This is a genomic window from Amycolatopsis sp. NBC_01307 (genome assembly GCF_035975215.1).
In the GTDB taxonomy this organism is placed as follows: domain Bacteria; phylum Actinomycetota; class Actinomycetes; order Mycobacteriales; family Pseudonocardiaceae; genus Amycolatopsis.
The window spans coordinates 7263027-7274547 of sequence record NZ_CP108403.1 but is presented as its reverse complement, the minus strand read 5'-3'; the positions used below and the strand labels follow the sequence as shown (position 1 = coordinate 7274547).

Below are 11521 nucleotides of genomic sequence, written 5' to 3'. Positions count from 1 at the left end.
GCGGCCCGCGACCACTAGAGCCGCGGGTCCACCGGGTCCGACTCCAGCGCCAGCACCGCGAAGACGCACTCGTGGACCCGCCACAGCGGCTCGCCCCGCGCGACGCGCTCCAGCGCCTCCAGCCCGAGCGCGTACTCGCGCAGGGCCAGCATCCGCTTGCGGTTGAGCCCCCGCTTGCGCAGCCGCTCGAGGTTCTCCGGCAGCGTGTAGTCCGGGCCGTAGATGATCCGCAGGTACTCGCGCCCGCGCACCTTCACCCCCGGCTGCGCCAGTCCGCGCGCGCCACGGGTCAGGTTGGCCGCCGGCTTGACGACCATGCCTTCGCCGCCCGCGGCCGTCAGCTCCTCCCACCACGCGACGCCCGCGGCGACCGACGTCTCGTCGAGGACGTCCACCGCCAGCGTCCGGGTGCGCTGGAACCGCGGTCCGGCCAGCTTCTCCAGCATCGACAGGTGCCACGAGTGCGGCCGGTCGTGGTAGCTCGCGCCTTCCGACGCCAGCAGCTGGAACGGCGCCAGCCGCACGCCGTCCAACCCCGTCGTCGGCCAGCAGTAACGCCGGTACGCCGCCCGGTAGGAGTCCACAGTGGACTCCCGCGACGCCGTCCGCGCCAGCAGGTCCGTGACGTCGATGCCGCGCGCGGCCGCCGTCGCCAGCGCGGAGACGGCGGCGGGCAGCACGGCCTGGGCGGCCGCGCCGACCGACGCGTACTGGTTCGAGATCAGCGAACCCGCCTTCGCGCTCCAGGGCAGCAGCTCGGCGTCGAGCAGCAGCCAGCCGCTGTCCAGCTCCTCGAACAGCCCGGCCGCCGCCGAACGCACGTCCGCCAGCAGCTCGAGATTCTGCGCCGTCGAGAAGAACGGCCGTCCGGTGCGCGTGTACACCGCTCCGCCGCCCTGGACGCCGAAGCGCTTGTAAGCGACGTCGTCGTCCCGGCACACGAGCACGACGGCTCGCGAGCCCATGTGCTTCTCCTCGCACAGCACCGACTGCACGCCGGCCGCGCGGTACTCGGCGAACGCCTCCTCCGGGTACTCCAGGTAATCCTCGCGCGAAGACGTCGAACACGGCGCCATCGTCGGCGGCAGGTAGGCGAGCCAGCGCGGGTCCACCGCGAACCGGCTCATCACCTCCAGCGCCGCGGCCGACTGCTCCGCCGAGACGCCGACCCGGCCGTGCTGCATGGTCTGCACGACCCGCTTGCCGGTGACGTCGGCCAGCTCCAGCACGGCGGGCTCACGCCCACCGAGCGGCCGCGACGCGTCGAGCGGCTTGGTCGGCTCGTACCAGACCTGGTGCGCCTTCACCGAGACGACGTCGCGCTCCGGGTACCGCAGCGCCGTCAGCTTCCCGCCGAAGACGGCCCCGGTGTCGAGGCACATGGTGTTGTTGACCCACTCCGGTTCCAGCGTCGGCGTGTGCCCGTAGAGGACCATCGCGGACCCGCGGTAGTCGCGCGCCCACGGCAGCCGCACCGGCAGGCCGTACTCGTCGGTCTCGCCGGTCGTGTCGCCGTAGAGCGCCATGCTGCGGACCCGCCCGGACGCGCGCCCGTGGTAGCGCTCGGGCAGCCCGGCGTGCGCGACGACGAGCTTGCCGCCGTCGAGGACGTAGTGCGCGATCAGGCCGTCGCAGAACTCGTGCGCCTGCCGGCGGAACTCCTCGGTCTCGGCGCCGAGCTGCTCCAGCGACTCGGCGAGCCCGTGTGCGACGTTGACCTTCCGCCCGTGCAGCGCGCGCACCAGCTTCTGCTCGTGGTTCCCGCAGACGACCAGGGCGTTCCCCGACGAGGCCATTCCCATGACGCGCCGCAGCACGCCCGGGGTGTCCGGCCCGCGGTCGACGAGGTCGCCGACGAACACCGCGGTCCGCCCTTCGGGGTGCACGCCGTCGGCGTAGCCCAGCTCGGCCAGCAGTTCTTCCAGCTCGGCCGCGCAGCCGTGGACATCGCCGATCACGTCGAACGGCCCGATCAGCTCGCGCTTGTCGTTGCGCAGCGGCTCGACGGCGATCTCCGCCTCGGCCACCTCGGTCTCGCCGCGCAGCACGTGCACGCGCCGGAAACCCTCGCGCTCCAACGACTTCAGCGACCGCTGCAGCTCACCACGCTGCCGCCGGATCACGTGCTCGCCGAAGTCGCGGTCGGGCCGCCCGGCGTTGCGCGCCGCGCACACGCCCAGCGGCAGGTCGAGCACGATCGCCGTCGGCAGCACGTCGTGCTCCTTCGCGAGTTTCACCAGGCTCGCCCGCGACGCGCGCTGGACGTTCGTCGCGTCGATGACGGTCAGCCGCCCGGCCGCGAGCCGCTTGCCCGCGACGTAGTGCAGCGTGTCGAAGGCGTCGGCGGACGCGGACTGGTCGTTCTCGTCGTCGGCGACGAGCCCGCGGAAGAAGTCGCTGGAGAGCACCTGCGTCGGCGCGAAGTGCGTGCGCGCGAACGTCGACTTGCCGGAGCCGGAAGCGCCGACGAGCACGACGAGGGACATCTCGGGAACGGTCAGCTTCACGCGGCCACCTCCTTGTCACTGGTCGTGAAGACCGCCATCTGGGTCGGCGGTCCTGAATCCTGGTCCTCCGGTCCGACCGGCAGGTAACGAACGGCGTAGCGGTTGCGGGCCGCGACGCCGTCCGCCCACTCGCGGAACTCCGCCCGGGTCCATTCGAACCGGTGATCGGCGTGCCGGAAATGCCCCATCGGGAGGAATTCGAACAGCCGGTTGTACTCCGCGTTGGGCGTCGTGACGAGCACCGTGCGCGGCGCCGCGACCCCGAACACCGCGTGCTCCAGGGCCGGCAGGCGCTCTTCGTCGACGTGCTCGACGACCTCCATCAGCACGGCCGCGTCGTACCCGGCCAGCGCCGGGTCGGCGTAGGTCAGCGCGGACTGGCGCAGCGTCACGCGGCTGCGGTCCTTGAGCCGCTTCTCCGCGATGTCGAGGGCCCTCGCGGAGACGTCGACGCCGACGATCTCGGTGAACGACGGCTCCTTCTCGAGCACGCGCAGCAGCGCGCCGGGACCGCAGCCGAGGTCGAGGACGCGCTGGGCGCCGGCGGCCCGGAGCGCGGCGAGCACGCTGCCGTGCCGCTGCGTGGACAGCGGTTCGGGCCGGTCGGGGACCTCGGTGACCAGGGCTTCGGCCTCGGCCGGGACGTCGTCCGCCTCGGCGAGCCGCGACAGCGCGTAGTTGACGACCGGACGGCGTCGCTCCAGGTAGCGGTTGGTGATGAGCGTCCGCTCGGGGTGCCCGCCGAGCCAGCCGTCGCCGGCGCGCAGCAGCTTGTCGGCCTCGTCCTGGCCGACCCAGTAGTGCTTGTCGCCGTCGAGCGCGGGCAGCAGGACGTAGAGGTGGCGCAGCGCGTCGGCGACGCGCTGGGTGCCGGCCAGCCGCAGGTCGACATAACGGCTCTCGCCCCACTGCGGGAACTCCGGGTCGAGCGGGATCGGCGTGGCCGTGACGCGCCAGCCGAGCGGTTCGAACAGCTTGTGCACGACCTCGGCCCCACCGCGCGCGGACAGCGACGGCACGTGGATCTCCAGGTCGAAGGCCTCGTCGACCAGCTCGGGACGCGCGGCGCAGCGCCCGGCGAGCGCCGTCGTGAACGCCGCCCGCAGCGCCACCGCGAGGTACGAGCCACCGGCGTAGGGCCGGTCGTTGACGTACTGCGTCAACGACGTCCCGCCGCCGCGCACGAGCTCGATCGCGTCGATGTCGACGAACAACGCGGCGGTGCACCTCTCCGGCATCGCCTCGGGGTAGAAGACGTGCGCGGTGCCGGCGGAGAGCGCGACCGACTGGGCTTTCTCCGGATGCTTGTGCAGGAGGAAGCCCAGGTCGGTGGCGGGGGTACGGGTGGTCGTGATGGTCAACAGCACCGCGCAAGTGTGGCTGACGCCCCGGTGACCGCGCGCCCGGTTTTCCGGAGTGCGACCCTGAAGGCATGAACCGCCTCGCCAGCGCGACCAGCCCGTACCTGCTCCAGCACGCGGAGAACCCGGTCGAGTGGTGGCAGTGGGGCGCGGACGCGCTCGCCGAAGCCCGCCGGCGGAACGTGCCGATCCTGCTGTCCGTGGGCTACGCCGCGTGCCACTGGTGCCACGTCATGGCGCACGAGTCGTTCGAAGACGCCGAAACCGCCGCCGTGATGAACGCGAACTTCGTCAACATCAAGGTCGACCGCGAGGAGCGGCCGGACATCGACGCCGTCTACATGGCCGCCACGCAGGCGATGACCGGGCAGGGCGGCTGGCCGATGACCTGCTTCCTCACCCCGGACGGCGAGCCGTTCCACTGCGGCACCTACTACCCGCCGACGCCGCGGCCGGGCATGCCGTCGTTCCGGCAGCTGCTCGGCGCCGTCAGCGAGGCGTGGGGGGAACGGCCCGACGAGCTGCTGGAGGGCGCGAAGCAGATCGTCGCGCACATCGCCGAGCAGACCGGGCCGCTGCAGGAGTCCATTGTGGACGACGCGGTGCTCGCGGCCGCCGTCGAAAAGCTGCAGGGGGACGCCGATCCGGTCAACGGCGGGTTCGGCCGCGCGCCGAAGTTCCCGCCGTCGATGGTGCTGGAGTTCCTGCTGCGCCACTACGAGCGCACCGGCTCCGAGGCCGCGCTGTTCCTGGCGGACTCGACGGCGGAGGCGATGGCGCGCGGCGGGCTGTACGACCAGCTCGCCGGCGGCTTCGCGCGGTACTCGGTGGACGCCGAGTGGATCGTGCCGCACTTCGAGAAGATGTTGTACGACAACGCGTTGCTCCTGCGCTTCTGCGCCCACCTCGCCCGCCGCACCGGCTCGCGGACCGGATCGCGCGTCGCCACCGGGACCGCCGAGTTCCTCGCCGCGGAACTGCGGACACCTCAGGGTGGTTTCGCGTCGTCGCTGGACGCGGACACCGAAGGCGTCGAAGGCCTGACGTACGTCTGGACGCCGGCGCAGCTGCGCGAGGTGCTCGGCGACGAGGACGGCAAGGTGGCGGCCGATCTGTTCGGCGTCACGCCCGAGGGCACCTTCGAGGACGGCGCGTCGACGTTGCGCCTGCTCGCGGACACACCGTTCGAGGACATCCGGTACACGCTCCTCGACGAGCGCGCGAAGCGGCCGCAGCCGGGCCGGGACGACAAGGTGATCGCGTCCTGGAACGGCCTGGTGATCACGGCGCTGGCCGAGGCGGGCGCCGCGCTCGATCGTCCACAGTGGATCCAGTGGGCGGTCGACGCGGCTGAGCTGCTGCTGCGCGTCCACGTCGTCGACGGCCGCCTGCGCCGCAGCTCGCGCGATGGCGTCGTCGGCGAGTCGGCGGGCGTGCTGGAGGACTACGCCTGCGTCGCCGACGGTTTTCTGTCCCTGCACCAGGCCACGGGCGAGGCGAAGTGGCTCACCGAGGCGACCCGGCTGCTCGACCTGGCCCTGACGCACTTCGCGTCCCCGGACGTCCCGGGCGCGTACTTCGACACCGCCGACGACGCCGAGACGCTGGTCCAGCGCCCGGCCGACCCGGGGGACAACGCGAGCCCGGCCGGAGCGTCGGCGCTGGCCGGCGCGCTGCTGACGGCGTCCGCGCTCGCGGGCCACGAAAGCGCGTCGCGTTATCGCGAGGCCGCGGAGCAGGCGGTGCGCCGGGTCGGGGTGCTCGCCGGCCGGGTGCCGCGGTTCGCCGGGCACTGGCTGTCGGTCGCGGAGGCGATGCAGGCCGGTCCGGTGCAGGTCGCGGTGGTCGGCGCGGACCCGGCGTTGCGCCTCGCGGCGGCCCGCGGCGTCCACGGCGGCGGCATCGTGCTGGCGGGTGCGCCGGACGCCCCGGGCGTCCCGCTGCTGGCCGACCGCCCGCTGGTCGAGGGCGCCGCGGCGGCGTACGTCTGCCGCGGCTACGTCTGCGACCGCCCGGTCACCACCCCGGAAGCCCTCGCCGCCCAGCTCTGACCGTCACTTTCACGTGAAAGTGCCGCTTTGCGCTCTGGGTGAACGACGTCCACATTCGCGTGTTTCCGGCGTAGCGTCGGTTGCGTTGTAATCATGTAATCGGAGGTGCGACATGGGACGAGGCTGGAGAGGCGGCGGCCGCGGCTGGCAGCAGGCCGAGGTGCCGTCGGCGGACGACGCGGCGGCCTGGTTCGGCGGGCGCCTGCCCGACGGCTGGTTCACCGGAGCGCCGGAAGTCACGGTCGACCGGGAAGAGATCATCTTGGTCGGCGAGCTGCCGGCGCTGACCGAAGAGCACGCCGACGACGCGGCCCGCGCCGCGGCCGAGGACGGCCGGATCAGCCGGTTCCGCGAAGAGACGCGCGACGCGCGCATCGAGATCGCGCGCCAGGCCGAGCACCGCTACCAGCGGAAAGTCGCCTGGGGCGCCAAGCTCGGCGGCACGACCGCGCTGTTCACCACCCACTCGGCGCCGGTGATGACCCGGCTCCGGCAGCCGGAACGCCTGGTGCTCGACACGCTCGTCGACGCCGGTGTCGCGCGCTCGCGGTCGGAGGCGCTGGCCTGGGCCGTGCGCCTGGTCGGCGAGCACGCCGACAGCTGGCTAGGCGACCTGCGGGAAGCCATGACCAAGGTCGACGACCTGCGCACGAAGGGCCCGGACCTGGCCTGAGCGGCGATGGCGACACGCCAACCCCGGCGGCGAGTGGCGGGGTGCTGCCCCCTCGGCGGCACCCCGCCACTCACCGTCAGTCGGCGACCAGGATCGCCTTCCGGAACCCGAAGCCCGCCTCGCGTTGCCGGCGCACGACCCAGCAGCCCGGGGCGATGCCCGTCGCCCCGTGCTCCGGGTGCACGAGGTACACCGGCAGGGCGTTGCGCACCACCGCGATCGCGAGGTTTTCGGGGTCGCTCACCCAGGTCGTCAGCCGGCACGAGCCGTGGTCGGCGACGAGGGTGTGCGGGTTGTTGCCGTCCTCGCCGCGGACGAGTTCGATGCCTTCGTCGGGCAGCGAGCGCCAGCCCCGGGCGTCGACGCCGGTCATCTCCTGCGGGACGACGATCAGGTCGCCCTGGGCTTGCAGGCCGTCGATGACCGGCACGGCGACCTGCCGGTCGAGGTGGCCGAGGACGTCGAGTCCGGTGTGGTCGAGCAGTTCCGCGAGATACATGGGATCACCTTTTGGGGGTTCAGGTCCGACGGCTCAGCTGCGCGTACTGGGCTCCGCTGAGCCCGTACGTCCAGCCGGCGGCGTCGAGGGGATGGTCGAATCCGGCGGGGACGCGCAGTCCGTAACGACGACGGGTGCCGTCGCGCTCGACAGAGCCGTTCACCGCCAGCAGCAAGCGCGCCGGGGTCCGCCACGGCTCCGGCCACGCGTCGTAGAGCAGCAGTTCCGAGCCGGGGTTGCCGGGATCGTCGGCGCGGGCGAGGAGCCGCAGGCCGGCGTCCTCGATGAACGCCGCCCAGCCCACGTGCTCGATGGCGCAGCGGCGCACTTCGACGTTGCGCTCGCCGGTGATCCGGTCCGCGGTGGGTGCGTCGATCACCCACGGCGGCACCCGCGTCCCGTGCCACGCGTGCACGGTCCAGCCGTCGGAGAACGCCAGCGCCGGCCCGTTCCCGTTGTGCAGCCGGGCTTCGCCGTAGTCCGACGGCAGCTGCTCGGTGCGCACGACGAGCGGCCGGTCGGCGACGACGCAAACGTTTTCGCGAGGCCACCACCAGCCGCAGGACCGGGCGAGCGTGGCCCACAGCTCCAGCTGCGCGACGTCGTCGGCGGCGAACCGCACGCCGTCGACGCGCTGGTGGAGGTCGTAGTGCGCGACCCAGTAGGCGTCCTGCTGGCCGTACCAGTGCAGGCCGGACGACGTCGCGAGCTCGCCGCGCAGCGCCCCGGCGACGGAGTCCCGGATCGTCCGGCGCAATGCGGGCGCGACACCGTTGTTGAGGAATTCACGTACCGAAGCGCCGTCGCGTGGCGGATCAGGCTGCCGGTACCGGTTTCGCCAGGCCCCGATGTACTGGTCGAGCCGCTCGCGCAAGGACGTCACCAGCGTCGCGATCCGCCCTTCGACCGGCAGGTCACCGCCGAGCGAAAGCGTTTGCGCGGGCGGGATCAGCGCGACGGCGGCCGCGGGGGAACTGGCCCGGACGAACTCGGGTGGCGACTGCCCGGCCAGCGCGTACAGCTCGCTGATGACGGCTTCCCCGGTCCCGCGCTCGGCGGGTTCGGTGCTCAGCGCGTGGCGCAGCCACTCATCGCGGATTTCGGGGACCCGGGAAACGTCGCCCGGGACGGGGATGCGGCGGGGTTCCCGCCGCGGGGTGCTCAACGCACCAGGGCGCGCACGCCCTTTCGAATCGACATGATCCGATGGTCGCAGGTGTTCCGTGGACCACGCAAGGGTGATCTGAACCTGCGGGATCCGCGCGGCTGGGGCACGCTGACTACTAACGAGTAGCAAGTACTTTTCGGAGGAAGCCGTGGACGTGCCCAATGTGCCCGCGAAGGTGGATCCGGACGCGCTGACCGCCGTCCTCGACGGCCGCTGGGCCGAGCTGCGCCGCGGCGTGCGCGCCGAGATGAGCGGCTCGGAGTTCCGTGACCCGATCGACCTCGACATCGAGGCCCACCGCGCCCAGGTGCTCGACCAGCTGCGCGCGCTCGCCGCGACCGACCGGCCCGGGCTGGGCTTCGACCCGGCCTACGGCGGGGGCGGCGACGTCGGCGGCTCGGTGACGTCGTTCGAGATGCTCGGCTTCGGCGACCTGTCGCTGATGGTGAAGGCCGGTGTCCAATGGGGACTGTTCGGCGGCGCCGTCCAGCTGCTGGGCACCGAGCGGCACCACGCGAAGTACCTGCGTGACACCATGACCCTCGACCTGCTCGGCTGCTTCGCGATGACCGAGCACGGTCACGGCTCCGACGTCCAGCACCTGCGCACTACGGCGACCTTTGTGGACGGTGGGTTCGTGGTGCACACACCGGACACCATGGCCAAGAAGGAGTACATCGGCAACGCGGCCCGCGACGGCCGGATGGCGGTGGTGTTCGCGCAGCTGGTCACCGGCGGCGAATCGCGCGGAGTGCACGCGTTCCTGGTGCCGATCCGGGACGAGGACGGCAATCCCGCGCCCGGGGTGTCCATCGAGGACTGCGGCCCGAAGGCGGGCCTGAACGGCGTCGACAACGGACGGCTGAGCTTCGACAACGTCCGCATCCCGCGTGAGGCCCTGCTGAACCGCTTCGGCGACGTCGACGACGACGGCGCGTACTCGAGCCCGATCGAGAGCGACAGCCGCCGCTTCTTCACGATGCTGGGCGCGCTGATCCGCGGCCGGGTGAGCGTCGGCGGCAGCGCGGGCAGCGCGACGAAACGCGCTCTGGCGCTGGCCGTCCGCTACGGCGAGGTCCGCCACCAATTCACGAAACCGGACGGCGACGAGGTCGTCATCCTCGACTACCTGGCGCACCAGCGGAAACTGCTGCCCGCGCTGGCGAAGACGTACGCGCTGCACTTCGCCCAGGAGGAGCTGGTTTCGAAGCTGCACGACATCGATTCGTCGGCGCCGGAGGAAGAACAGCGTGAACTGGAGTCCCGAGCCGCGGGGCTGAAGGCCTTGAACACCTGGCACGCGACGGCGACGATCCAGACCGCGCGCGAGGCGTGCGGCGGCTCGGGTTACCTCTCGGAGAACCTGCTGGCCGGGCTGAAGGCCGACACGGACGTCTTCACGACGTTCGAAGGCGACAACACGGTGCTGCTGCAGCTGGTCGCGAAGGGCCTGCTGACCAGCTTCAAGCAGGACTTCGAGGACCTGAGCCCGCTGGCGACGGCGCGCTTCTTCGCCGAGCAGGTGGTCAGCACGGTCCTGGAGCGCACGTCCGCCCGCAAGGCGTTCGAGCGGCTCACGGAGGCGTCCGATTCGGACGTGTTCTTCCGCCGCGACTGGCAGCTCGGGCTGTTCGAGGACCGCGAAGAGCACGTCGTCGAAGGCGTGGTGAAGCGCTTGCGCAAGGCGGGCGACGACCCGTTCGGCGTGTTCAACTCGGCCCAGGACCACGTGCTGCGGGCGGGCCGGGTGCACGTCGAGCGCCTGATCCTGACGGCGTTCGCCGCGGCCGTCGAGCGCTGCGAGGACCCGGAGGCCCGCTCGGTGCTGGAGCGCGTCTGCGACCTGTACGCGCTGTCGGCGATCGAAGAGGACCTGGCCTGGTTCCTGGGCCACGGCCGCCTGTCGGCGTCCCGCGGAAAGGCCGTGACGGCGGCGGTGAACAGCCTGTGCGCGGAGCTGCGGCCGCACGCCCGGACGCTGGTGGACGCGTTCGCGATCCCGGAGCAGTTCCTGCGCGCGCCGATGCTGACGTCCTGACCTGCGGTACCGACCTGCGGTACCGACGAAAAGGGGGCGGCGCGCGATGCGCGTCCGCCCCGGTTCCCGGCGTGACCCCGGGCGGCCGGCTTCGGGGAGCCGGCCGCCCGCTCAGGGTTACGACTTGCGGTGCTTGCCGTTGTCGTCGGTGACCTCGAACTGCTCCTTGCGGACCTTTCCGGACACCGTCTGGTCTTCGGTGACCGTCTCGGTCTTGAGGCGCGCCCGCTCGACGGCGACGGTTTCCTTGTTCACGACCGGCTTTTCGGCGTGCAGGATGATGTCCTGCTCGTCTTCGCCGATCTCGGCCCGCCCGCCGCGGCCGTCCTTGATCGGCTCGCGCTCGATGCGCACCTCTTCGTGGCTCACCGGCACGGTGATCTGCTGCTCTTCGGTGACGACGTACTTGCGCAGCCGCACGCGCCCGGTCTCGACCTGCTCGGTCCCGACGTTCAGCCGCTCCTCGGAGCGCGTCATGGTCCGGTCGTCGTCGCGGCCCAGCTTGTCCCGGCCGGCCTTGTCCCGGCCGTCCACCCCGGACCGGCCGTCCATTTCGGACCGTCCGCGGCCGGCGTCGCCCATGGCCTGCCGGGTGCCCGCACTGTCCATTCCGGACTTCTCGCGGCCCGTGCCCTTGCCCTGGGCCGCGCGGTCGTCCATCTGCCCGTCGGGCGACATCCGCGGCACCGGCAGGCCGTAGTGCTTGTAGAGCTGCGCGCTCTCCTCCGGCGAAAGGTGGCCGTCGGCGTCGATGCGGGGCGCGTCGGAGACGCTGTCCTTGTCGACCTGGACGTGCACGCCGTCCTGGTCGGTGTGCGCACCGGAAAGCGGGACGAAGCTCTCCTTGGTCCCGAAGAGGCCGGTCTTCACCGTGATCCACTCCGGCTGGTGCGTCGCGTCGGCGAGGTAGACGTTGCCGACCTTCCCGAGCTTGTGGCCGTTCGGGTCGACGACGGCACTGTCGATGAGCTCCTGGGGCTGCATGGTCTTGGCCATCGCTGTGCTGCTCCTTCCACGCGTTGAGTGTGTCTGGGGCAACGGTCGGCCGTGGCCTTGATCACGGCAACCGTCGTGGTGTCCCTGTGGGTGACCCCCGAAGGTGCGGGTTTGAAGCACCGCCCGCGGGCTAAGTCCGAGGTGTCGCCGCAGGTCAGGGCCGTGGCCCGGGACACGATCCGCGGGCCCGGGGTTGGTGCGAAGGTGTGTAACCCCGGGCGGCTGGGA

General features: G+C 72.0%; 8 protein-coding genes. 3 read left to right on the top strand and 5 right to left on the bottom strand.

Translation table 11 applies throughout. The features are described 5' to 3' along the window. Positions 1–14: 14 nt before the first annotated feature. Positions 15–2507: a polynucleotide kinase-phosphatase gene (locus OG439_RS31525; RefSeq protein ID WP_326944363.1), complete on the bottom strand. Its 2493-nt coding sequence runs from the start codon at positions 2505–2507 to the stop codon at positions 15–17. Further along, positions 2504–3874, bottom strand: coding sequence for a 3' terminal RNA ribose 2'-O-methyltransferase Hen1 (locus tag OG439_RS31520; RefSeq protein WP_326944362.1), 1371 nt, complete (start codon positions 3872–3874; stop codon positions 2504–2506). Before OG439_RS31520 ends, OG439_RS31525 begins: the two co-directional genes overlap by 4 nt. Before the next feature lie 65 nt (positions 3875–3939). Between OG439_RS31520 and OG439_RS31515 the strand changes: the two genes are divergently transcribed. Next, a complete protein-coding gene (locus OG439_RS31515; RefSeq protein ID WP_326944361.1) occupies positions 3940–5919 on the top strand; it encodes a thioredoxin domain-containing protein in 1980 nt (659 codons plus the stop codon). Between the two features lie 112 nt (positions 5920–6031). Beyond that, positions 6032–6592 (top strand): hypothetical protein, encoded by a 561-nt coding sequence (locus OG439_RS31510; RefSeq protein WP_326944360.1) that lies wholly within the window; start codon positions 6032–6034, stop codon positions 6590–6592. A 76-nt stretch (positions 6593–6668) separates the two neighbouring features. Here the strand turns inward: OG439_RS31510 and OG439_RS31505 are convergent, their stop codons facing one another. After that, entirely contained in the window at positions 6669–7091 is a 423-nt protein-coding gene (locus tag OG439_RS31505; protein WP_247057671.1) for a hypothetical protein, read from the bottom strand. Between the two features lie 19 nt (positions 7092–7110). Continuing rightward, positions 7111–8256 carry a DUF6745 domain-containing protein gene (locus OG439_RS31500; RefSeq protein ID WP_326944359.1) on the bottom strand — a complete coding sequence of 382 codons (1146 nt, stop codon included), beginning with the start codon at positions 8254–8256 and terminating at the stop codon, positions 7111–7113. A gap of 151 nt (positions 8257–8407) precedes the next feature. On the opposite strand from OG439_RS31500, the gene OG439_RS31495 reads away from it, so the two are divergent. Continuing rightward, positions 8408–10297, top strand: coding sequence for an acyl-CoA dehydrogenase family protein (locus tag OG439_RS31495; RefSeq protein WP_326944358.1), 1890 nt, complete (start codon positions 8408–8410; stop codon positions 10295–10297). Between the two features lie 117 nt (positions 10298–10414). Here OG439_RS31495 and OG439_RS31490 read toward each other — a convergent pair whose 3' ends face one another. Beyond that, the gene (locus tag OG439_RS31490; RefSeq protein WP_326944357.1) at positions 10415–11293 is read right to left on the bottom strand and encodes a PRC and DUF2382 domain-containing protein; all 879 of its coding nucleotides are present in this window, start codon (positions 11291–11293) and stop codon (positions 10415–10417) included. Positions 11294–11521: the final 228 nt, after the last annotated feature.

What these genes read in the sequence shown, in the direction of transcription:
- OG439_RS31515 (WP_326944361.1), top strand. Translation starts at nt 3,940, where the DNA reads ATGAACCGCCTCGCCAGCGCGACCAGCCCGTACCTGCTCCAGCACGCG.
- OG439_RS31510 (WP_326944360.1), top strand. Translation starts at nt 6,032, where the DNA reads ATGGGACGAGGCTGGAGAGGCGGCGGCCGCGGCTGGCAGCAGGCCGAG.
- OG439_RS31505 (WP_247057671.1), bottom strand. Translation starts at nt 7,091, where the DNA reads ATGTATCTCGCGGAACTGCTCGACCACACCGGACTCGACGTCCTCGGC.
- OG439_RS31490 (WP_326944357.1), bottom strand. Translation starts at nt 11,293, where the DNA reads ATGGCCAAGACCATGCAGCCCCAGGAGCTCATCGACAGTGCCGTCGTC.